Source organism: Cyclobacterium xiamenense (assembly GCF_009467825.1).
In the GTDB taxonomy this organism is placed as follows: Bacteria; Bacteroidota; Bacteroidia; order Cytophagales; family Cyclobacteriaceae; genus Cyclobacterium; species Cyclobacterium xiamenense.
The window spans coordinates 63,372-85,736 of record NZ_WIOK01000003.1 but is presented as its reverse complement, the minus strand read 5'-3'; the positions used below and the strand labels follow the sequence as shown (position 1 = coordinate 85,736).

Here is a 22,365-nt window from a genome sequence, read left to right as displayed (position 1 = left end):
GCGTCGGAACGAGTTACTCCAATTTTTGCGCTTTTTTTCGGCAAAAATCGATTTTTTTCATCGCTTTAGCGACGAATTTAGTAGCTTGTATTCGGAATTGTCCAAAACCAGTACTAACCTAAAATAAACCAAGTTTTGCCATGCGACTGTTACAGGCGTTTACCTTGCTTTTTTTTGTGTCTTTTTCCATTGTTCGGGCTCAGGAAAGCCGGGTCTTTGATGCCCTAACGATGGACAGCAAAATCCTGAATATGGAACGGAAGTTTGCCGTATACCTCCCTCCCGGTTATGATCATTCCCAGCGTTCGTACCCGGTACTGTATTTGCTCCACGGAGCAGGCGATGACCAAACCGGATGGGTACAATTCGGTGAGGTGCAGCACATTGCCGATCAGGCATTTGCCGAAGGCATCGCCACGCAGATGATTGTGGTCATGCCAGATGCCAATACCGGAAGGAGGGGCTATTTCAACGATGTGAACGGAGAATGGCGGTACGAAGACTTCTTTTTTGAGGAATTGATGCCCTACGTGGAATCGCAGTACCGAATCAAGAAAGAAAAACGGTACCGGGCCATTGCCGGTTTGTCCATGGGCGGAGGGGGCACCTTTTTCTATGCCATGCATCGGCCGGACCTATTTTCTTCGGCTTGTCCCCTGAGTGCAGCCTTGCGAAGTGCCAGCCTCGAGGAGTTTAAAAAGGGTTTGGAAAATAGCGGAACGGTGGTAAAGGACTCCGCCGTGTTGGAGGCATATTATGACCGGCATCAGGCGCTTCGGCAGATCGAGTTAAACGCTCCCGAAGCGATGAAATCGGTAAAATGGTATTTCGATTGCGGAGACGACGATTTTCTTTACGAGGGCAATAGCCTCGTGCATATTGCGCTGAAGAAAAAGGAAATACCCCATGAGTTCAGGATTCGGGACGGGGCCCACAACTGGACGTATTGGCGGGAATCACTTCCGGAAGTACTGCGGTTTGTTTCGGATACTTTTCGTCAGAAGTAACATCAGACGCCAATATCCTCTTGCCAGATACCGGGATTTCTCTGTATAAAGCGATGCATAAGCGCCTGACATACGGGGTCTTGTAACACGGTTAGGCTTACGTTGTACTGTTTGAGTAGTTCTTCGGAACCCCGGAAGGTATCGTTCTCGCCGATGACTACGCGGGGAATACCGTAGAGTAAAATCGCACCCGAGCACATTGGACATGGGGAAAGCGTGGTATACAAGGTGCACTCTCGATACACCGCAGCCGGTTGCCTTCCAGCATTTTCCAGGGCATCCATTTCTCCATGCAGGATGCTACTTCCTTTTTGGACGCGTTGGTTATGGCCCCGGCCGATAATCCTGTTCCGGTACACCAGTACCGACCCGATCGGGATTCCGCCCTGGTCCAGGCTTTTTTTCGCTTCGACGATCGCTGCCTCCATCCATGAATCCATTCCTACTTCCGTTGGTTTACCTCTCAACTTACGAAAAATTCCGGTAGAAATACCCACTTCGGGTCGCTAGGTTTTGGCATAGACCATTTTGCGGGATACTTTCTTCAAGAGTGCTTCGACCAGCCCGTTGTTCAAGCTCTCCTTCGACCCATAGATCCCGTTGTGGAATTGAAGCAGCAATTCCCCGTCTGCTGCATTGTAGATAAACAAATTGATAACGGCCAGATTGGCTTCGGGTGCGAGAATTCCTTCATTTTCTTCTCCATTCGCCCCAAGGGGTTGGTTGGTTTCGTAACTGCCGGTGACGATGGCATCTACCCCAAGTATGGCTGCCAGTTGAGATGGAGCTATGTCCTGGTAATTTTCCAGGCTTATTCCCGCAGCGGTCAATTTACTATTGGTAACCGCAGGATCCTGCACGTTTACAGCAAGTTTGCCCGTTTCTTTGTGGTTTTGAAACCAGGTAAAAAGCGCCTGTTGAATGCTTTGTCCCTCCAATCGTTCCAGCGAAGCAAGTTCATCGGCCGATAGCGACTCCATTTGATCCGGCCGCAAGGTCACCCGGGCCTGAAACGGCAGGGTAGCAATGGTTTCGTGATTTTCTACGATGGTTTCAACATCTGCATTTTTGAAAAAATGACTTTGTGCGCCAGCCTCAAAAGCGACCATACCGCACCAAAAAAAGATTCCAACTACGTTTTTCATGGTTTCAGTCAATAAGTAACGAATTTCAGGGGCCTGTTTCACTCCCGGATCTTCGAAAAGTGTCCTGGGATCGTCCGCTGCTAGCTGCTCCTACAAAAAATCATGCAGGTTACCTTCTGCAAATATCGCAGACAAAATCCAAATAATAACGGTTTATTTCAGATAAATCAGTAAAAAAATCTAAAAAATATTTATTTTGCAATTTTAAATTCGTAAAACGCATTTTCTTGTGTACCAGCGGGCAGAGTTTTTTTCGGAAAATTCCATCGGATTTGTTTGCCAAACAGTGCGACTCGGAGCAAGGCTTATTTTTTCCACTTACCCTTGGTTTTCATCTGATTTCTGTTTCGCTTCGCCTTGCTGTTTTTGTTGCCACGTTTTTTTGGTTTTTCAATACGGGCTGGCTGGTAGGATTTTTTCTCGTGAAAGGCCCCTTTGAATTCCGGATCCTCCCCTTTTTTCTGTTTGTCGATTTCACGTTCGTAGCCTTGCTGCTCGTCAAAGGGGGTTTCGTGTGCAGGAATATCTTTAGGGATGCGTCGTTCTTGCACTTCCTTGCGGATAATGGCTTCAATTTTTTCGAAGTGATAGCTTTCGGCCGGGTTGATAAAGGTGACGGCGGTGCCCTCGTTTTCTGCCCTGCCCGTGCGGCCGATTCGGTGCACGTAATCCTCGTAGATAAGGGGCACGTCGAAATTCACCACATGGCTGACCATGCTGATGTCCAGTCCGCGTGCCGCCACATCGGTTGCCACCAAGATCTTTACCTGACCTTTTTTAAATTCGTCCATGCTGTTGATCCGGGTGTTTTGGCCTTTGTTGGCATGGATGACCCGAATGCTTCCTGACTGTCGGTGTTGCAGGTAGCGAAATACTTCCTCGGCATTCTTTCTGGACTTGGTAAAGACGATGCCCCGGTCAAAGCCAGGCCCGCTCACTACTTTTTCCAGCAGGTCCAGTTTGGTTCGGACGTTGGGCACGTAATACTTGTATTGATCGATGGTGCCCGCCGTACTGGCCTGCGGGGCCACTTCCACGCGTTCTGGAAATTCCAGAAATTCGTGGGATAGGTTTTCTATTTTGTCGCTGAAGGTAGCGGAAAAAAGCATGTTTTGGCGTTTTACCGGTATGATTTCCAGGATGGCACGGATTTGGGGCAGAAAGCCCATGTCGAGCATTTTGTCTGCCTCGTCCAGTATCATGGTTTTGATATCCCGAGTGTAGACCACACCCTTTTTATACAGATCGAGAAAGCGCCCCGGGGTGGCAATGAGGATGTCTACTCCCTGCTGTACTTTTTCGATCTGCGGTTTGGGTCCCAGTCCGCCGTACAGGCAGACGTAGCGCAGGTCGGTGTATTTGCCAAAACCCCTGACTGCCTCTTCGATTTGCATGACAAGTTCCCGGGTGGGGGCCAGGATCAGGGCACGGGGATGCTGCCCCTGGGCGTATTTTACTTTAAACAGGAGCGGAAGTACAAAAGCCGCGGTTTTCCCGGTGCCGGTTTGAGCAATGCCCAGGATGTCGTGTCCGGACAGCGCCAGGGGAATGGCTTTTTCCTGTATGGGGGTGGGTTTTTCGTAGCCAATTTCCTGCACTGCACGTAAAAGTTGCTTGTTTAGATTAAAATTTTCAAAAGATTGCAGTTGATCGACCATGATTTTATATTTTTATGAAACGATTCAAGGGGGTATTTCGATGTACCCTTTCCCTCAAAGAACGATGGTATGAAAAGAATTTTAATCCGGAATGCAAATATAGTGAATGAAGGTAAGATTATGCAGGGCGACCTCTATATTAAAGAGGGGTTGATCTTTGCGGTGGGGGGCGACCTCTCGGGATACGAGGCAGATACGGAGATCGATGGCAGCGGAAAGTACCTGCTGCCAGGTCTTATCGACGATCAGGTTCACTTCCGTGAGCCCGGTTTGACTCACAAGGCAGAAATCTATACCGAAAGTAAGGCAGCCGTAGCTGGAGGAATTACCAGCTATATGGAAATGCCCAACACCGTGCCGCAGGCGACTACCTTGGAGTTGCTTGAAGACAAATACGAGCTGGCTGCCAAAAAATCCCTTGCCAATTACTCCTTTTATCTGGGGGCTACCAACGATAACATCGAGACCATCAAAAAAGTAGACCCGCAGACGGTATGCGGGGTGAAGGTTTTTCAGGGTTCTTCTACGGGCAACATGCTGGTGGACAATCCGGATAGTTTGGAGCAGATTTTCAAGCACAGCCCCACCATCATCGCCACCCACAGCGAAAACGATCACATCATCAAAGAAAATCTGGAAAAATACAAAAAAGAATACGGAGAGGATATTCCGGTCCGTTTCCATCCAAAAATCCGATCCTGGCAGGCCTGCTACGATGCGTCGAAAACCGTGGTCGATATGGCCCGTATGTACGGCAGCAAGCTGCACGTGTTGCATATCAGTACAGGAGAGGAGGTCAAGCTATTTGATAAGGACCTGCCATTGGCGGAGAAGCGGATTACTGCCGAAGCCTGTGTGCATCACTTGTGGTTTTCAGAAGAGGATTACGAACGCAAAGGGAATCTAATCAAGTGGAATCCGGCCATTAAAACGGCAAAAGACCGGGAAGCGATTTTGAAGGGCCTGCTCGACGGGCATATCGACGTATTGGCGACCGATCACGCTCCCCATACGCTGGAGGAAAAGGCGAAGCGCTACCAATCGGCTCCTTCGGGTGGACCCTTGGTGCAGCATTGCCTGCCGGCTCTTCTGGAAATGTACCACAAAGGCCTGATCAGTCTGGAACAAATCGTCCAAAAAAGCAGTCACAACGTGGCGATCTTGTTTGAAATCGAAAAGCGCGGCTACCTGCGTCCGGGCTACCACGCCGATATGGTGTTGGTGGACCTGGATGATCCCTGGGAAGTCAGCCGGGACAATGTACTATCCAAGTGCGGATGGTCTCCGTTTGAGGGGCAAACGTTTCGCTCCAAAATCACCCATACGATCGTTTCCGGACACCTTGCGTACGCTAACGGAACCTTCCACGAAGAGCGACAAGGCCAACGACTTAAATTTTCCAGAAATGTATAGCAAATGTATTGTTTGACTAAAAAAAGCATATTACCTTTGCATTCCCATCCGATAAACGCATTGGAAAAGTGAAAAATGGTGATTGTAGCTCAGCTGGTTAGAGCGCTGGTTTGTGGCACCAGAGGTCGCCGGTTCGAACCCGGTCTTTCACCCCCTAGACCCTCCCAGATACCGGGAGGGTTGTTTTTTTTGGGAAGGCAACTTTTTACGGCGAGTGTTCGTTTGTTGCTTTTGTAGCCGCGTAAACCTAGGGTGTACGGAAATGTTGGGGGGTTAGTGAACGGGTTTCCGGTCCTAACCAGGGCCTGGTTTTATTCGGATTGGGTTGGTAGTGTGTGGCATGTAATTTGAGTATCAGGTATCGCAGGATTTAATTAATTTCCAGAAGTCATGTTTAAATTATTTCAACCTTCTAAAAAATTTCCTCAAATCAGGTATATCAATTTGAACCAGGTTCATTTGTATATGGCTAAATTTGAAGAGTCGATCAGGAATTTCGAAGAAATTCAGAAAGAAAGTGCTTGATCGACAGGGTAGTATACGACAAAGAATGGGGGACATCATGTCCCCTTTTTTTATGGCTGAATTGGTGGTCGGAAATTGTTGGTCTTTTTATAACGGTATTTGGAGTAGTTTTTTCGCCATTAATTTTTCTTTACGAAGTATTCAAGTATTTTTATAAAAACCACAAACTTTTGTTTAAATGAGCTACATACATTTCGATAAGACGCAACTCATTAACCTGAATTATTCTTTAGAAAAAGAAATCATCCGGTCCAATCGATCCGGATGCTATACGAGTACGACGATTATCGGCTGCAATACAAGGAAATACCACGGGCTCTTGGTGGCACCCCAGCCGCAGATCGATGGACAGCTACACGTATTGCTTTCCAATCTGCACGAAACCATCGCACAAAAGGATGCTTTGTTTAATCTAGGTATCAATAAGTATCCGGGAAACTATTACCCTCGCGGACACAAATACCTGGAGGATTTTGACTCCGAGCCCATACCGAAACTCCGATACCGGGTAGGGGGGGTAGTTCTGGAAAAAGAAATCATCCTGGATTCGACGGCGGACCGCGTCATGGTAAAATACACCCTGGTGGATGCGCTGATTCCCACCAAACTGCGGGTAAGCCCCTTTCTGGCATTTCGGGGGTACCATTCCCTGTCCAAGGCCAATACCTATGTCAATAAAAAGATTAAAAAAATAAAAAGTGGCGTACAGTTTCGCCTGTACGAGGCCTACGACCCTCTTTCCCTTCAAATCTCAAAGGATAACGTTTTTGTGCCGGTTCCCGATTGGTTTTACAACATCGAATATATCCGGGAGATTGAACGGGGATACGATTACCAGGAGGACCTGTACGTACCGGGCTATTTCGAATTTAGCATGGAAAAAGGAGAGTCAGTGATCTTGTCTGCCGGCCTGAAGGAAGCAGTTCCGGAAAAGCTCCAGGAGTCCTTCAAGGAGGAAATCAGCCGCCGCATTCCGCGGGATAACTTTGTCAATTGCCTCAAAAACTCGGCCGGGCAATTTATCAGCCGACGGAATGGAGAGACCCGGGTCATTGCCGGCTATCCCTGGTTTGGCTGGTGGGGAAGGGATACCTTCATTGCCTTACCGGGCCTGACGCTGACCATGGGGGATAAGCAGACATTTTTGGACGTGATGGACTCCATGTCCCGGGACTTGAAAGGTGCCTTGTTTCCAAACGTCGGTAGCGGGGTGATGACCAACATGAACAGCATTGATGCCCCTCTTTGGTATTTCTGGGCTTTGCAGCAATACGTGATTTTTACTGGCGATGCGGATACGGTCCGTGACCGTTACCTCGAAAAGCTCAAGGGAATCATCGACGGTTTTGTGAGAGGAACTGCTTTTAACATCCATGTGATGGAAAATGGCCTATTGTGTGGGGGGGAAGAGGGCATCGCGCTGACCTGGATGGACGCTGTCACCAAAGACGGGCCAGTCACTCAGCGCCTGGGCTGCCCCGTAGAAATCAACGCCCTGTGGTACAATGCCTTGCGTTTTTATCACGAACTCTGCGGAGATGAGGAAGCAAAAGCACTGGCGGATACACTGGAAGAATCGTTTGTAACCGAATTTTGGAACGAGAAGAAAGGGTACCTGGCTGACGTGGTGCAGGGAGAGAAAAAGGATTGGTCCATCCGGCCAAACATGGTATTTGCCACATCCCTTCCCTACAGCCCGCTTAGTAACGAACAGAAGGACCAGGTACTGGAGGTGGTCAAAAACAACTTGTTTACCAACCGGGGACTCCGGACACTGGCCCCCAGTGATCCCCGTTACAAAGGGTATTATCAGGGCGATCAGTACGAGCGAGACAATGCCTACCACCAGGGTACTGCCTGGCCTTGGTTGCTGGGCCATTTTGCCGAAGGATACTTAAAGCTGCATGGGAAACAAGGGAAAAAATTGGTGGAGAACATGATCAGTAGCTTTGATGGGGTGATGACCCAGTACGGAGTGGGAGCTATCGCCGAAATTTACGATGGAGATCCTCCCCACAGGCCGAAGGGGGCGATTTCTCAGGCATGGAGCGTCGGGGAATTGCTGCGGATGAAATATTTAGTCGACAATCTTTAAAAAGGTTTTTTTATGAAAGTTTTAATGTTTGGATGGGAATTTCCTCCCCATATTTCCGGAGGTTTAGGTACTGCCTGCTATGGGTTGGTAAAGGGAATGGCCCACCACAAACAAGACCTGATTTTCGTAGTTCCGAAGCTTTGGGGAGACGAGGACCCGCTTGCGGAGTTCGTTAACGCCAGCGATGTGGAAATCGATTACCGGGAACGACGTTTCAGGGATATCTGGAAAAACCTTACCTACCTGGAAGTCAGTTCTTTTTTAATTCCTTACCTGAGTCCCGAAGAGTACCACAACCATACCGAACGCCTGCTGAAGGACCAGGACGAGCTGGAATCCAGCGTGCTTTCCAATAAATTTTCCTTTAGCGGCAAATACGGCAAAGACCTGATCCTGGAGGTATCCCGCTATGCGCTGGTGGCCGCACAAATTGCGAAAAACAAAAAATTTGACCTCATCCATGCCCACGACTGGCTTTCGTTTCCTGCAGGAATTGCCGCCAAAAAAATGAGCGGGAAGCCCCTAATCGCCCATGTACATGCCACCGAATTTGACCGATCCGGTCAGACGGTGAATCAGCGCGTGTACGATATTGAAAAAGCCGGCATGGAAGCCGCAGATAAAATCATCGCCGTCAGCCAACTTACCAAAAACACCATCGTATCAAAATACGGGATTCCCGAAGAAAAGGTGACGGTGGTGCACAATGCCGTCCTGGATACCAGCATCATCAAATCCAAGGAGGAGAAGAAAGTACCCGAGAAAATAGTCACATTCCTCGGACGTATCACCTTTCAAAAAGGTCCTGAATATTTTGTTGAAGCGGCACACAAAGTCATTCGAAAGGACGATAATGTACGTTTTGTCATGGCCGGTTCAGGGGACTTACTCAACCGCATGATTCAGCGGGTGGCCGAGTTGCGGATCGGAACCAAGTTTCATTTCACCGGATTTCTCAAAGGTGACGATGTGGACAAAATGTTTGCGATCAGCGATGTGTACGTCATGCCTTCGGTATCCGAGCCATTTGGTATTTCCCCATTGGAAGCCGTCCGCCACAATACCCCGGTGATCATTTCCAAACAATCCGGCGTGGCAGAAGTACTCCAAAATGCCGTTAAAGTCGATTTTTGGGACATCGATGCCATGGCAGACGCCATCTTTGCGCTGTTGCATTACAATGGGATTTCAAAAATGTTCCGGGAGCTAGGCAGAGAGGAACTGAAGCGGCTCAAATGGGAACATGTGGCCAAAAAGGTCATCGATATATACAAGGAAACCGTAAATCAATAGGATATGAGAACCATTTGTTTTTATTTTCAAGTACACCAACCTTTTCGATTAAAGCCCTACCGATTTTTTGAAATTGGGGACGATCACGATTATTGGGACGATTACGCCAATAGAAACATCATGAACAAGGTGGCTAAAAAGTGTTACCTGCCCATGAACCAGCTGCTGCTCGAACTCATTCGGAAGTTTGACGGGAAATTTAAGGTTTGTTTTTCCCTGTCAGGAACCATTCTCGACCAGATGGAAGCCTATGCCCCGGAGGTATTGCACAGCTTTCAGGAGTTGGTCGCTACCGGTCACGTAGAGCTGCTCAACGAGACGTACGCCCACTCCCTCTGCGCCCTGAAAAGTGAATCGGAATTCAAAGATATGGTCCAGCTGCATCAGGAGAAAATAAAGCAGCATTTCAATGGCTATACCCCCCGGGTGTTTCGGAACACCGAACTCATTTACTCCGACAGCATCGGAGAAATGGTCGCGGGAATGGGCTTCGATGGCATTCTTTCAGAGGGAGCCAAACATATCTTGGGTTGGAAAAGCCCGAATTTTGTCTACGTCAATGCCAACGAGCCCAAACTCAAGGTTCTGCTAAAAAACTTCCGGCTGAGCGATGACATTGCCTTTCGCTTTGGCGAGAAAAAATGGTCCGACTACCCGCTGACAACCGATAAATTCATGGGTTGGCTCAACCAGGTACCGGCCGAAGACGAAGTGATCAATTTGTTCATGGATTACGAAACGTTTGGGGAGCATCAGTGGAAGGAAACGGGGATTTTCGAGTTCATGCGTCACCTGCCGGATGCGGTTTTTAACCAAACCAATTTCACGTTCTCCACCCCCTCGGAGGTCATTGCGAACGCTTCCCCTGTCGGGAAAATTCACGTACCCATTCCCATTTCCTGGGCCGATGAAGAGCGTGACCTGACCGCATGGCTGGGCAATGACCTTCAGGACGAAGCCTTTGACAGGCTATTTGAACTCGAAGCGAAGGTAAAGAGTTCCAACGACCCGGAAATCCACCGGGACTGGCGCTACCTGCAGACCAGCGATCATTTTTACTACATGTGTACCAAGTTTTTTTCGGATGGGGATATTCATGCTTATTTCAGCCCCTATGAAAGCCCTTACGAAGCCTTTATCAATTATATGAATGTGCTGAGCGACTTTATTTTGCGTCTCAAACAAGGAGAACGCGCCCCGGTCTCTGGCTAAAAATCTTCGGGACTTTTGTTCCCGTCAGACCGGCCACCCTCAGCCAGCGGTAGGAACTCCTATTACCTACCAATGAGGAGGATGGCCGGTTTTTTTACATCAACGAAAACTATACTGTACCTGACTTCCTTTTTCCGGATCCAATTCAATGGTGGCGTACACCGCAATTTCTTGTTGGAGTTCCTCCACGTGGCTGATGATGCCGACGATGCGGTTTTCGTGACGCAATGCTTTTAGCGTCTCAAAAACCACTCGCAGGGATTGCCGGTCCAGGGCGCCAAACCCCTCGTCCAGAAAGAAAAAGCTTTGGTCGGCCTGGTTGAGGGATTTGATTTTTTCAGCCAGTGCCAGCGCCAGACAGAGCGAGGCCTGAAAGGTTTGCCCACCAGAGAGGGTTTTCAACAAGCGTTTCTTTCCTCCATTGAGGTGGTCGGTCACCCAAAACGTGTTGGCATCGTCAATTTCCAGACTCAGGCTATTTTTGGTCAGTTTGGAAAAACGGAGGTTGGCGGTATTGCAAAGCTCTTGCAGGTAGATGCGACTCAGGTACTTGACAAATCCGGAGCCCTTGAACAGCTGCTCCAGTTCTTTGAGGTAGCTTAGGCGGGTCTGCAGTTTGTTGGCGGCCTGGCTGAGTTCGGACTTGAGGGATAGTTTTTCCCGAATTTCGGCCAGAGATCGCAACAACAGTGTCAGCTGGTTTTTTAAATCCTCCAATTCGCCTTTCGCTTCTCCATGCGCTACCGAAAGGGCATCGTAGGCTTGTTGCCGGAAGTCCACCACTCCTTTTAACTTCTCCAGTTCAGTAATTCGCGAGTTGACCACTGAGCAGTTTTGCTCGTATTCCCGAATCAGTCGATCGGTTTTTTCAGCATCTAGTTTACTGGTAAAAAGTTCAGTTAATTCCGCATCGTCCGAAAACCCGTATTCCAGCAATAGTTTGGCATACTCCGCTTTCAGGCTTTCCAGCTTTTGCTGGCAGGTTTCTTTTTTTTGCGCAAAATTTTGGAGGTTGGCCAGGTTTGTGGCAGCTTTATCGCGCGTATCTTTTAGTACTTTTTGCTTCCCATCCAGCAGGTGGGCGGTCTCTCGTATGTCTTGCTGTACTTTTGCGATCGTTTTCCGAATGGTACCGGAGGCGGTATTCAGATAGGCTTGACCAAACTCCCTGTCAGAAATTTCTTCTTCCTTTGCGGCTGCCGTGCTGCGAAGGCCGAGCAACTGCTGCTCCACTTCCCGGTACCGGTTCTGATCGTGTTGAATCTTTTTTCTGAGCTGATCCAATTGTTTTCGGAGTTCCCGGATAGTTTTCTGGCGGGCGGATTGCTGTCGCAGCCGTTGTTCGAGTTCCTCGCATTTGGCATCCAGGGCTTCGGGTCCCTCGATCCCTTTGGTGGCGAGGATTTGCAGTAGTTGATCGAGTTGTAGCTGTACCTGCTCCCGTTCCTGTTCTGCATGTCGTATCAGTCCGGCCTGGTGTTCCTGTTTGGTTTGAAGGAGCAGGAGATCCCTCGTCAACACCCGTGTTTGCTCCAGTTCTTCCAGGGAGTGCTGCAGCGATTTCTGTAGCGTGGTTAGCGCATCTTTGCCCGCAGGGTTGCCTGCAAGTGGAAAGGGATGCTCCAGTGATCCACACAAAGGGCAGGCCTCTCCTTCCTTCAAGGCATGGGCGTGGGATTGTAGGGCTTTTTTCGCTATCAATTCGTCCTTTTTCAGCTCCAGGGCTTTGATTGACTCTTTTTGGACATCCATCCACTCATCCATATCGGTGTAAGCGGCTGGCCGTAGGGCCTGGGATTGGGCTATCTTGCTGGAAATCGCGCTTGCCTCTGCCTGTAGCCTTTCTAGCTGCTCCTGTAGGGATTTTTTTTGCGTCAGTAGTTTTCTCCATTCCCTACCCTCCTGCTGAAGTTCGGCTAGCTCCAGATGTCCATCGGCAGTTTCGACGGATTCGGCTTCCTGCTCCTGTTTTTCCAGGTCTTTTTCTCCGGATTGGAGGCTTTGCTGAGCGGTTTCCAGCTGTGGTTTCAGGGATTCCAGGTTTTCCTGGAGGGCACGAAGCTGTTGATTCAGGCCTTGAATTTCCAATACTTTCTGCAAATCCCGTATTTTGGCCTCGCGCTGTGGGCGTTGGTCTACTTTTCGTTTCAGTTCGGCTTCCTGTTTTTCCAGTGTTTCGATCTCTGTTTTGTAGGTTTCTTTGAATCGGGTGCAGTTAATGGTCCCGACAGTCGCCTCCTCCAGCGCAAGTTCTTCTTCGGTTATTTTTTCCCATACCGGGCGTAGGTAGGTATTCGCCTGCAGGAATTTTTTGAGTTCCTCTTTCTTTTTTTCAATTTCCGGAAGTTGTTGTTGCAGTACCTCCCAGGTTTTTTTGGACTGGATAAGTTCTTGATGCTTTTCCCGAAACCGTTCCATTTCTTGCAGGCTTCGGGAAGATTTCTCGAAGGCTTTTTCTTTTTCGTTGACCAGGTGCGCTATTTTTTCTGCTTCCGCTTGTTCTTCCGCTAGCTTTTCTGGTGAAAGCGCTTCCAGGGCTTCCAGACGGGTTTCGAGTTTGATCATTTCCTCTTTGGCCTTTTTGAACAGGATGCCCGTCTTACCGGAAAGATCAAATCGCTCCAGTCCAAACAGCTCCTTCATCATGGAGGCCCTGGGTCCGGGGGTCAGATCGATAAATTCCCGAAACTTGCCCTGGGGAATGATCACCGTTTGTTTGAAATGGTCCATTTTCATCCCCAGGATAGCCTCAGCTTTTTCTGGAATGGGAATCCATTCGTTCTGATCGTTGCGGTAAAAGTGGTGTTCTGGCGTGCGTATTTCGTCAAAATTTTTGGGGTTACGTTTGACACTGTACCGAGCGAGGAACCGTTTTTGGTTGTTTTTTCCCGCCCGAAACTCAAAACTGATCAGCAATGACTCGCTCTGAAGGTTGACCATGCTGTTTTTTTCACCCCTATCGGAAAGCCTTTCCGTGCTGCCATACAAGGCCAGAAGGATGGCTTCCAACAAGGAAGACTTCCCACTGCCCACGGCACCAAATATACCAAAGAGACCGGCTGCCGTCAGCGAGCTGAAGTCAATCGTCTGGGGTTCCTTGTAGGAATACAGTCCTTGAAGGGTGAGTTTTTCGGGAATCATGAGGGGTCGGCTTGGGAGATAACTTCGTTAAATATGCCCAGCAGTTCCTGGTTGGGCGGCTGTCCTTTTTCGCTCTGGTAATACATCCGGAAAAGGCTGGACATGTCCCGTTCCAAGTCCTGCACCTGCAGTTGCTGTTCGCCGGCGCGTTCCCTGGATTGAATCAATGGGATGAGGTTGATGATGCCGTCGTGGGCGTTCATCAGGCTACGCCGGGTTGCCGCATCTATCGAGTGGCTGGTTTCGTAGGTAAGCTCTACGAAGCAATCCGGATGGGTTTCCAGCCATTCCAGTGCAGCGGTTAGGTTATCGAAGGTTTTTCTTTCCAGCGTCCGGCCCTGATAAAGGGGCAGAGGTTCGTAGTGCACGGGTTTTCCGGGTGCTGCTTCGATCAGGACGACCTGTTTTTGCTGACCCGCTTCGCTAAAGGAGTAGGCCAGTGGGGAACTGGCGTAGACTGCTGGTACGGGTGCGGTGCTGCAGGCATGGTAGCGGTGCAGGTGCCCCAGGGCCGCGTACTGTATCTGGGCCGGTATGTGAGCGGTATACAGCGCCTGCGCACCGCCCACATGAAGGATGGGACGTTCGCTCTCGGGTTCCGGCTCGGGTTTTTCGCCTTCTTTGACGAAAAAGAAATGCCCTAGAAAAAGGTTAACGCCCTGCTCGTCACAATACCGATCGGCGATTTCTTGCCACCTGTCTGCCAGCACCTGTCGCAGTTCCGCTTCCCGGTCGGCTTCGCCCAGGTAGGTGCGGAGGAGCAATTCATTGGCGTAGGGAGCCAGGATGATGCGGACGGGAAAATCAAAGCGGGGCAGCTTGAGGGAAACAAAGCCGGTGTCTGAAAAAAGGACTTCCGAGCCGTTTTCCAGTTTTCCCGTAGGAATCACCGTATCGTACCGGCTGTAAAAGAAGATTCCCAGTTCCCTGGCTAGCGGATCGGGGGCTTCGATAAACTGCGTGCTGTCGTGGTTGCCGGAAATGACGACGATGGGACGGTCTCCGTTTTTGGATAGCCTGCGAAGTGTTTTGTAAAGCAATTCTACGGCTTCGTGACTGGGGTTAAAGGTGTCAAAGACGTCTCCTGCGAGCAGCACCATGTCTACTTCGTGCCGGTCGGCCAGGTCGATGATTTCTTCCAGGACCAATTTCTGCTCCTCCAGACGCGATACGTCCTGCAGCCTTTTCCCCAAATGCCAATCTGCCGTGTGTAATAGTTTCATGAGCGAAATACCAAGTGCTAAAAGTTTAATTTACGGTTAAATTTACTTCAAACTCCGAGCAGGGCAAAGGCTATTCGTTAAAATTTACCCCAGTTGGAACAGGTTTATTTGGGAAAAATCCATTTATTTGGTTGGAAATAGAATGGCGTAGTGTTTGTATTATCTGGAATGAATGTGATGGATGGTGTAAGAATAGTGTTGGTGGCAGCCTTGTTGGCTGCCTTTGGGCCGCCTGTGGCGTCCAGGGCTCAGTCTCCTTTTACTGCCCCTGACTCCCTGTTGGTAATCCAGGAAGGGATTGCCAGTTTCTACGCCGAAAGGTTTCACAACCGGATGACGGCAAACGGAGAGATCTACGATATGTGGCAGTTTACCGCCGCCCACAAGCACCTTCCCTTTGGTACCCTGGTAAAAGTGACGAATAAAAAGAACGGCTACCAGGCCATCGTTCGGATCAACGACCGGCTGCCCAAGTCCTCTACGCGCATCATTGACCTTTCTAAGGGTGTGGCAACGCATCTCGACATGGTAAACGACGGGATCGTGCCTGTGAGCCTGGAATTGCTCAGTCATCATGCCATTGATTGGGTGCGGCAGCAGTACCGGGAATTACCAAAAGATATTCGGTTGCGAAGCTATTTTTTCGATATTGCCTATAAGAAAGATTGGGATTCCGTTAAAAAACCAATCAGACAATTTCCCTAAGAGGTTCCGCATGCGGCCGAATTCCGGACTTGAATCTTTTTTTTAACCAACCCTGGATCAATCCACACAGATTTGACCGTTGCATGGTCGTTACAGATTATTGTTTTACTTTTGCGGACGCCAATGCCTGCAAACTACCGTCTATATGAGCAAAGTAAGAGCCAAAAAGCACCTGGGACAACACTTCCTCTGCGATCTGCAGGTGGCGGAGCGAATAGCGTCTTCGCTTACCGGATTTGGGGATACCCGTAAGCTGTTGGAAATCGGTCCAGGTATGGGCGTTTTGACCGATTACTTGCTCGAAAAGCCCTGGGAATTGACCTTAATCGAGATTGACTCCGAATCCGTCAGCTACCTGCGGGAAAAATATGCGGGACGGGCGCTTACCATTTTGGAAGGGGACTTTTTGGCCAGCCAATACCGGAGCTTGTACGAGGCGCCCTATGCCATCATTGGAAATTTTCCCTACAATATTTCCAGTCAGATATTCTTTAAGGTGCTCGAAGAGCGACATCAGGTAATGGAAGTGGTGGGGATGCTACAAAAAGAGGTAGCCGAACGAATTACTTCTCCAAAGGGCAGCAAGACGTATGGTATTTTGAGTGTTTTGCTCCAGGCATTTTATGTGGCAGAGTATTTGTTTACAGTACCTCCGGATGTTTTTGATCCGCCGCCCAAAGTAACCAGTGCTGTCATCCGCCTGAAACGGAATTCGGTACAGGAGCTTCCCTGTAACGAAAAGCTATTTTTCAGGTTGGTAAAACAGGCATTTCACACCCGAAGAAAAACCCTGCGCAATGCCTTGAAGCCCATGGGCCTCTCCGAGGAATTTAGATCCATGGAACTATTGGATTTACGGGCGGAACAGTTGGGTGTGGACGATTTTGTTTATTTAACGCAAAAACTGGAATCATCTTGGAAGCTATAAAGTCATTTGAACTCTCCAAGGAATACTTGGAGCTGCTTCGGGAAAGTATCGAAGAAGCGCATATTCCGTTTATCCAGGAATCCATGCAGGACGCCAAGAAGGCGGATATTGCCTCCCTGCTGGACGAATTGGACATGGAGGAGGCGCTCTTTGTGCTACGGGCATTGGACCCGGATTTTTCGGCAGATATACTGATCGAACTGGACGAAGATTCCCAGTACAAGGTGATTACCGCCATGCCGGCCGAGGAGTTGGCCACCCTGATTGATCACATGGACTCGGACGATGCGGTGGACGTGTTGAATCAATTGGTGGTAAACGACCGGGAGGCTGTCATCAGCCACCTGGAGCAAAAGGAAAAATCGTTGTATATCATCGAACTTCTCCGCTACGATGAGGACAGTGCCGGTGGATTGATGGCCAAGGAAATCATCAAGGCCAACCTCAACTGGACCGTGGTACAGACCATCGAAGAAATCCGCAGACAGGCAGAGAATGTGGAAAAGATTTTTTCGATTTATGTTGTTGATAATAAAGAAAAGCTGTTGGGAAGAGTGGCTTTAAAAAAGCTGATTTTGGCGGGATCCGATACCAAAGTAGCCGATCTTTACGAAGACAACATCATCTCCGTTCCTACCTACATGGAAGGGGAAGAGGTGGCAGAGATCATGCGGAAATACGACCTGGAGGCCGTACCGGTAGTGAATGTAAAAAACAAGCTGGTGGGGCGGATTACGGTCGACGATATTCTGGACTTGATCCGGGAGCAGGCCGAGGAAGACATTCAGGCAATGACTGGTTTTTCCGACGACGTGGAAGAATCCGACTCGGTCTACCGACTATCCCGGGCCCGGCTCCCCTGGCTGTTTATCGGCATGGTGGGGGGGCTCATTGGGGCTGGGTTCATTGGTTTTTTTGAAGAAGGCTTAAGTGCAGTTACCGCACTGGCCTTTTTTATTCCGCTGATCACGGCCACTGGGGGAAACGTGGGGATTCAGTCGTCTACCCTGGTGGTGCAGAGCCTGGCAAACAAGTCTGTTTTTGAGGACAGTCTAACCAAACGTTTTTTCAAGGTACTTTTGGTGGCGGTGTTCAATGGTTTGGTTTTGGCAGGTTTTGTTTTGCTAACGGTAGTTTTTCTATACGGTCAAGAAACCAAATTTGGTCTGGTGGTGGCCATTGCGCTATTCAGCGTGGTCCTGCTTGCTTCGTTTATGGGTACGCTTACCCCGATCGTATTGGATAAGATGGGCATCAATCCGGCCATGGCGTCGGGCCCCTTTATTACCACCGCCAACGATCTGCTTGGCCTTGGCGTATATTTTGCGGTGGCCACTTTACTTTTGAACCTATAATTGACGCATGAGAATACTTATCATCGACCAAATGCACGAGAGTATCGTGCCTTTGCTGGAGGAGAATGGGCATCGGGTGGACTACCGGCCGGAGATAGACCGGGAAGAAATCCTGGCCGTTATAGCTGGGTATGAAGGTCTGGTTATTCGGTCCAAAACCCCCATCGACGAGGAGTTGCTACGCGCAGCGCCCTTGCTCCAATTTGTGGCAAGGGCGGGTGCCGGCCTGGACAACATTGATCTGGCGTACCTGGAAGCAAATGGTATCGCCCTGCATCATGCGGCAGAAGGCAACCGGGATGCGGTGGCCGAACATGCCCTCGGGATGCTGCTGGCGTTGTTTAATCAGTACCAGCAATCCGATCAGCAGGTGCGACGGGGCATTTGGGATCGGGAAGGCAATCGGGGGGAAGAATTGTGCGGCAAGACTGTGGGCATTTTTGGATACGGCAATATGGGATCGGCTTTTGCCCAACGTCTTCGGGGTTTTGACGTGGAAATACTTGCCTATGATAAGTTTAAGACCGGTTTTGGTGATCCGTGGGTTACGGAATGCAGCTTTGACACCCTGCAGGAGAAGGCCGATGTACTAAGTATCCACGTGCCACTCACGCCCGATACCCGGTATTTTTTTAGCCCGGAAGTCGTGGCGGGATTCCGAAAGCCCTTTTACCTGATCAATACGGCCCGGGGAGAGGTAATCCGACTCGATACCCTGAACGAGGCCTTGGAGAACGGACAGTTAAAAGGAGCCGTGCTAGACGTCTTGGAAAAGGAAAAGCTCCATGCGTTGACGGCGGCCGAACGTCTCTCGTTTGACGCCCTCACGAAGCGAACCAATGTACTTTTTTCACCGCATGTAGCGGGCTGGACTCAGGAGTCTTACCGGAAAATCAATCAGGTTTTGGTGGCTAAGATCGCGGGTAAATGGAAGGGCTGAGCACCCAATAATTAGCCCCTTAAATTGTAAAATAAGAATTCTTATTTTATCTTTGTTAATACGAAATACAGGAAGCATATGGAAACGGTCTCAATGTTGAGACCGTTATTTTATTTATTATCAGGCTATTAATTAGTTGTTATGGGAAACATACAATATTACACGGAAGAAGGATTGAAGAAGCTCAAGGACGAGCTTCATCAGTTAAAGACGAAAGGCAGATCGGACATTGCCAGACAGATTGCCGAGGCCAGAGACAAGGGAGACTTAAGTGAGAATGCGGAATACGATGCCGCCAAAGATGCCCAGGGTCATTTGGAATTAAAAATTGCCAAGCTTGAGAATGTGCTGGGCAATGCACGGGTTTTGGACAATTCCAAATTGGATACTTCCAAGGTAGGAATTCTGTGTACCGTCAAAATCAAAAACGTGAAAAACGGCATGACCGTGACCTACACGTTGGTTTCGGAAGAGGAAGCCGATCTGAAAGCCAATAAAATCTCACTGGCCTCTCCTTTCGGAAAAGGCCTAATGGGCAAAAAGGTGGGGGAAGTCGCAGAGATACAGGCCCCCGCAGGAAAGCTCGAATTTGAGATTCTCGACATCAGTTATTAACTTTCATCCCGATTGCGTAGCATCGGGATTTTTTGTTTTTATCAACGATTTAATTGCCTGCAGTATGCCTTCCGTATTTTCGAAAATAATCAACCGGGAAATCCCCGGACACATCGTCGCCGAAGACGAGCAGCACATTGCCTTTCTGGACATCATGCCATTGGTAGCCGGCCACGTATTGGTCGTTCCGAAAAAAGAAGTGGATTACATTTACGATTTGGACGATTCCTTGTATACCAGTCTCCACCTCTTTGCAAAAAAAGTAGCCAAGGCCCAGGAACGTGTTATTTCCTGCACCCGTATCGGTGTCGCCGTCATTGGTCTGGAAGTTCCCCATGTGCACATTCACCTGGTACCATTAAATTCCATGGACGACATTAACTTCAGCCGCCCAAAGCTGAAACTTTCCACGGAAGAATTGGCAGAAATTGCCAAAAAGATCAAATCAGCAGTTGATAACGCTTGACGACAAGGGTATTTATTGCCCCCAGGCCGACCTGTACATCGATCCCTGGAAACCCGTAAGAAATGCGGTGATTACCCATGCCCATGCGGACCATGCCCGCTGGGGAATGGCCCGCTACCTGGCGCAGGACCAATCCCGGGAGGTACTCAAACACCGCCTGGGCAGCCAGATCGAACTGGATACCCTTCCTTATGGGAAAACCGTGTCTATCAACGGGGTCCGACTTTCCCTGCATCCGGCAGGCCACATCCCCGGATCGGCCCAGGTCCGGCTGGAGTACCGGGGAGAAGTTACCGTCATCAGCGGCGATTACAAAACCGAGGCGGACGGGTTGAGTACGGCGTTCGAGCCGGTTGCCTGCCATACCTTTGTTTCAGAATGCACTTTCGGCTTACCGGTATACCGGTGGGAACCTCAGGAAACGATTTTCCGGGACCTAAACCGGTGGTGGGCGAATAACCGAAAGGAAAACCGATGTTCCGTGGTTTTTGCCTATTCGCTGGGAAAGGCCCAACGGGTACTCCGGAATCTGGACTCCAGTTTGGGTCCTGTATTTGTTCACGGGGCCATCTGGAATACCAACCAGGCACTAGCGGCAGATGGGATTGCCCTGCCACCTGCGGAGAAATTCACAGCGGAGGTGCCCAAGACAGTCCGTGCGCAGGCCTTGATTTTAGCCCCGCCATCTGCGGCGGGTAGTCCCTGGATGAAGCAGTTTACTCCGTATCGTACGGCCATTTGCTCGGGCTGGATGAACATTCGCGGAGCGCGTAGGCGCCGGGCGGTGGATGCGGGTTTTGTGCTTTCCGACCATGCCGACTGGCCTGGATTGAATCAGGCCATCGAGGCAACCGGCGCGGAAAGGGTATTGATGACCCACGGGTTTAACGATGTGTTTGCGCGATACCTGCAGGAAAAAGGATTGGATGCCAGTGCCTTGCAAACGCTGTTTACAGGAGAATCGCCGGATGCCGAAGACACCTGAGTTTTTGGTTAGGCTCGGTAACTGGTGAAAATCCCGTATTTTGTTTCGGGATTTGGCAGGGGCTGATTACCTTTGCGCATGGCAGAACAGATTTTAATTCTAGATTTTGGTTCACAGTACACCCAGCTTATCGCCAGGCGCGTGAGGGAATTGGACGTGTATTGCGAGATTCACCCGTTCAACAACGTTCCTCCGCTAAGTTCCGATATCAAAGGCGTCATCCTGTCCGGTAGTCCTTGTTCTGTCCGCGATCAGGGTTCTCCGGATCTGGACTTGAGTATTTTTAGGGGGAAAATTCCCGTCTTAGGGGTGTGCTACGGGGCACAGCTAATGGCTCAAAAATACGGGGGAAACGTGACGCCTTCCGAAATACGCGAATATGGCCGGGCAAACCTCTCCCACCTGGACACCCATGCGGCACTTTTTAAAGAAATGACGCACGGATCCCAGGTTTGGATGTCGCACGGAGACACGATTAAAGAATTGCCGGAGGGTTTTGATATCATAGCCAGTACGCCTTCGGTGAGAATTGCGGCGTACAAGGTGCAGGGCGAAGAAACCTACGGTATCCAATTTCACCCGGAAGTGACGCACTCCACGGAAGGGAAAAACCTACTCAGAAACTTTGTGGTCCAGATATGCGGCTGCTCCCAGGATTGGACGTCAGACGTATTTATCGACATCACCGTAGCGGAATTGAAAAAGACCATCGGATCCGATCGTGTGGTGATGGGGCTTTCGGGAGGTGTGGACTCCTCGGTAGCCGCTACCCTGATCCACCGGGCCATTGGTGAGCAACTCACCTGTGTGTTTGTGGATAACGGCCTATTGCGAAAAAATGAATTTGAGGAAGTGTTGGACTCCTACAAGGACATGGGACTGAACGTCATTGGAGTCAATGCCCGGAAGCAATTTTACGAGGCACTTCGGGGCATCTCCGATCCCGAAGGAAAGCGCAAGGCCATCGGCCGAACGTTTATCGAAATTTTTGATGAAGAAGCGCATAAAATCCAGGAAGTGAAATGGTTGGGACAAGGCACCATCTACCCGGATGTGATCGAGTCGGTGTCCGTAAATGGCCCCTCGGCTACCATCAAATCCCACCACAACGTGGGAGGGTTGCCCGATTTTATGAAACTGAAAGTGGTAGAACCCCTCAAAACACTATTTAAGGACGGTGTTCGGGAAGTAGGAAGGGCACTGGACATTCCCGAAACGATTATTGGCCGGCACCCCTTTCCCGGGCCGGGTCTCGGGATACGAATCCTGGGGGACGTCACCCCGGAAAAGGTACAAACGCTGCAGGAAGTAGACCATATTTTCATCCAGGGACTGAAAGATGCCGGTCTGTACGACCAGGTTTGGCAGGCTGGAGCAATCCTGCTGCCCATACAGTCGGTGGGTGTGATGGGTGACGAACGTACCTACGAACGCGTCATCGCCCTTCGGGCTGTATCTTCTATTGACGGCATGACTGCCGACTGGATTCATCTCCCGTACGATTTTCTTGGCAAAGTTTCCAACGACATCATCAATAAAGTCAAAGGCGTCAACCGGGTGGTCTACGATATCAGTTCCAAGCCACCTGCGACCATCGAATGGGAATAAGTTGCCCGAATGCAAACCTGATGAAGATATCAGGTTTTTTTATGAAAAATT

The 22,365-nt window shown here is 49.7% G+C and carries 18 protein-coding genes and 1 tRNA gene; 14 read left to right on the top strand and 5 right to left on the bottom strand.

Annotated features, from left to right (window positions below; all coding sequences use genetic code 11):
- Positions 1-140: 140 nt before the first annotated feature.
- Complete coding sequence (locus GCU44_RS03065) at positions 141-1,007, top strand: alpha/beta hydrolase (protein WP_154853662.1); 867 nt, start codon at positions 141-143, stop codon at positions 1,005-1,007.
- 2 nt (positions 1,008-1,009) lie between these two features.
- Here the strand turns inward: GCU44_RS03065 and GCU44_RS03060 are convergent, their stop codons facing one another.
- From GCU44_RS03060 to GCU44_RS03050, 3 genes are all read right to left on the bottom strand, one after another.
- Complete coding sequence (locus GCU44_RS03060; protein WP_154853659.1) at positions 1,010-1,447, bottom strand: nucleoside deaminase; 438 nt, start codon at positions 1,445-1,447, stop codon at positions 1,010-1,012.
- Between the two features lie 66 nt (positions 1,448-1,513).
- A complete protein-coding gene (locus GCU44_RS03055) occupies positions 1,514-2,152 on the bottom strand; it encodes a hypothetical protein (RefSeq protein ID WP_154853656.1) in 639 nt (212 codons plus the stop codon).
- Positions 2,153-2,457: 305 nt separating this feature from the next.
- Positions 2,458-3,810, bottom strand: a complete 1,353-nt coding sequence (locus tag GCU44_RS03050) for a DEAD/DEAH box helicase (RefSeq protein ID WP_154853654.1) — start codon at positions 3,808-3,810, stop codon at positions 2,458-2,460.
- A 69-nt stretch (positions 3,811-3,879) separates the two neighbouring features.
- Between GCU44_RS03050 and GCU44_RS03045 the strand changes: the two genes are divergently transcribed.
- From GCU44_RS03045 to GCU44_RS03025, 5 genes are all read left to right on the top strand, one after another.
- Positions 3,880-5,223, top strand: coding sequence for a dihydroorotase (locus GCU44_RS03045; protein WP_154853651.1), 1,344 nt, complete (start codon positions 3,880-3,882; stop codon positions 5,221-5,223).
- Positions 5,224-5,300: 77 nt separating this feature from the next.
- Positions 5,301-5,376 (top strand) — tRNA-His (locus GCU44_RS03040).
- A gap of 550 nt (positions 5,377-5,926) precedes the next feature.
- Positions 5,927-7,843, top strand: coding sequence for an amylo-alpha-1,6-glucosidase (locus GCU44_RS03035; RefSeq protein WP_154853650.1), 1,917 nt, complete (start codon positions 5,927-5,929; stop codon positions 7,841-7,843).
- 12 nt (positions 7,844-7,855) lie between these two features.
- The gene (locus GCU44_RS03030; RefSeq protein ID WP_154853645.1) at positions 7,856-9,136 is read left to right on the top strand and encodes a glycosyltransferase family 4 protein; all 1,281 of its coding nucleotides are present in this window, start codon (positions 7,856-7,858) and stop codon (positions 9,134-9,136) included.
- 3 nt (positions 9,137-9,139) lie between these two features.
- The gene (locus GCU44_RS03025) at positions 9,140-10,348 is read left to right on the top strand and encodes a glycoside hydrolase family 57 protein (RefSeq protein ID WP_154853643.1); all 1,209 of its coding nucleotides are present in this window, start codon (positions 9,140-9,142) and stop codon (positions 10,346-10,348) included.
- A gap of 99 nt (positions 10,349-10,447) precedes the next feature.
- On the opposite strand, the gene GCU44_RS03020 is transcribed toward GCU44_RS03025, so the two are convergent.
- Both GCU44_RS03020 and GCU44_RS03015 read right to left on the bottom strand, forming a co-directional pair.
- Complete coding sequence (locus GCU44_RS03020) at positions 10,448-13,489, bottom strand: AAA family ATPase (protein ID WP_154853640.1); 3,042 nt, start codon at positions 13,487-13,489, stop codon at positions 10,448-10,450.
- Positions 13,486-14,712 carry a metallophosphoesterase family protein gene (locus tag GCU44_RS03015; protein ID WP_154853637.1) on the bottom strand — a complete coding sequence of 409 codons (1,227 nt, stop codon included), beginning with the start codon at positions 14,710-14,712 and terminating at the stop codon, positions 13,486-13,488. The genes GCU44_RS03020 and GCU44_RS03015 overlap by 4 nt, the downstream gene beginning before the upstream one ends.
- A 150-nt stretch (positions 14,713-14,862) precedes the next feature.
- On the opposite strand from GCU44_RS03015, the gene GCU44_RS03010 reads away from it, so the two are divergent.
- The 8 genes from GCU44_RS03010 to guaA all read left to right on the top strand — a co-directional run bounded on the left by GCU44_RS03010 (position 14,863) and on the right by guaA (position 22,314).
- Positions 14,863-15,417 carry a septal ring lytic transglycosylase RlpA family protein gene (locus GCU44_RS03010; RefSeq protein ID WP_241684820.1) on the top strand — a complete coding sequence of 185 codons (555 nt, stop codon included), beginning with the start codon at positions 14,863-14,865 and terminating at the stop codon, positions 15,415-15,417.
- A gap of 145 nt (positions 15,418-15,562) precedes the next feature.
- Positions 15,563-16,345: a 16S rRNA (adenine(1518)-N(6)/adenine(1519)-N(6))-dimethyltransferase RsmA gene (rsmA, locus tag GCU44_RS03005; RefSeq protein ID WP_154853634.1), complete on the top strand. Its 783-nt coding sequence runs from the start codon at positions 15,563-15,565 to the stop codon at positions 16,343-16,345.
- The gene (gene mgtE, locus GCU44_RS03000) at positions 16,333-17,700 is read left to right on the top strand and encodes a magnesium transporter (RefSeq protein WP_154853631.1); all 1,368 of its coding nucleotides are present in this window, start codon (positions 16,333-16,335) and stop codon (positions 17,698-17,700) included. Before rsmA ends, mgtE begins: the two co-directional genes overlap by 13 nt.
- Before the next feature lie 7 nt (positions 17,701-17,707).
- Entirely contained in the window at positions 17,708-18,640 is a 933-nt protein-coding gene (locus tag GCU44_RS02995; protein ID WP_154853628.1) for an NAD(P)-dependent oxidoreductase, read from the top strand.
- Between the two features lie 141 nt (positions 18,641-18,781).
- Positions 18,782-19,255 (top strand): transcription elongation factor GreA, encoded by a 474-nt coding sequence (gene greA / locus GCU44_RS02990; protein ID WP_092173757.1) that lies wholly within the window; start codon positions 18,782-18,784, stop codon positions 19,253-19,255.
- Between the two features lie 64 nt (positions 19,256-19,319).
- Entirely contained in the window at positions 19,320-19,721 is a 402-nt protein-coding gene (locus GCU44_RS02985; RefSeq protein ID WP_092173760.1) for an HIT family protein, read from the top strand.
- Entirely contained in the window at positions 19,708-20,706 is a 999-nt protein-coding gene (locus tag GCU44_RS02980; protein WP_241684819.1) for a ligase-associated DNA damage response exonuclease, read from the top strand. Before GCU44_RS02985 ends, GCU44_RS02980 begins: the two co-directional genes overlap by 14 nt.
- A 78-nt stretch (positions 20,707-20,784) precedes the next feature.
- Positions 20,785-22,314, top strand: coding sequence for a glutamine-hydrolyzing GMP synthase (gene guaA, locus GCU44_RS02975; protein ID WP_154853622.1), 1,530 nt, complete (start codon positions 20,785-20,787; stop codon positions 22,312-22,314).
- The last annotated feature ends 51 nt before the right edge of the window (positions 22,315-22,365 follow it).

Coding starts and splice junctions, on each gene's coding strand:
- GCU44_RS03015 (WP_154853637.1), bottom strand. CDS start 14,712: ATGAAACTATTACACACGGCAGATTGGCATTTGGGGAAAAGGCTGCAG.
- GCU44_RS02985 (WP_092173760.1), top strand. CDS start 19,320: ATGCCTTCCGTATTTTCGAAAATAATCAACCGGGAAATCCCCGGACAC.
- GCU44_RS03020 (WP_154853640.1), bottom strand. CDS start 13,489: ATGATTCCCGAAAAACTCACCCTTCAAGGACTGTATTCCTACAAGGAA.
- GCU44_RS03035 (WP_154853650.1), top strand. CDS start 5,927: ATGAGCTACATACATTTCGATAAGACGCAACTCATTAACCTGAATTAT.
- GCU44_RS03045 (WP_154853651.1), top strand. CDS start 3,880: ATGAAAAGAATTTTAATCCGGAATGCAAATATAGTGAATGAAGGTAAG.
- guaA (WP_154853622.1), top strand. CDS start 20,785: ATGGCAGAACAGATTTTAATTCTAGATTTTGGTTCACAGTACACCCAG.
- GCU44_RS02995 (WP_154853628.1), top strand. CDS start 17,708: ATGAGAATACTTATCATCGACCAAATGCACGAGAGTATCGTGCCTTTG.
- GCU44_RS03055 (WP_154853656.1), bottom strand. CDS start 2,152: ATGAAAAACGTAGTTGGAATCTTTTTTTGGTGCGGTATGGTCGCTTTT.
- GCU44_RS03025 (WP_154853643.1), top strand. CDS start 9,140: ATGAGAACCATTTGTTTTTATTTTCAAGTACACCAACCTTTTCGATTA.
- greA (WP_092173757.1), top strand. CDS start 18,782: ATGGGAAACATACAATATTACACGGAAGAAGGATTGAAGAAGCTCAAG.
- GCU44_RS03060 (WP_154853659.1), bottom strand. CDS start 1,447: ATGGATTCATGGATGGAGGCAGCGATCGTCGAAGCGAAAAAAAGCCTG.
- rsmA (WP_154853634.1), top strand. CDS start 15,563: ATGAGCAAAGTAAGAGCCAAAAAGCACCTGGGACAACACTTCCTCTGC.
- GCU44_RS03030 (WP_154853645.1), top strand. CDS start 7,856: ATGAAAGTTTTAATGTTTGGATGGGAATTTCCTCCCCATATTTCCGGA.
- GCU44_RS03065 (WP_154853662.1), top strand. CDS start 141: ATGCGACTGTTACAGGCGTTTACCTTGCTTTTTTTTGTGTCTTTTTCC.
- GCU44_RS03050 (WP_154853654.1), bottom strand. CDS start 3,810: ATGGTCGATCAACTGCAATCTTTTGAAAATTTTAATCTAAACAAGCAA.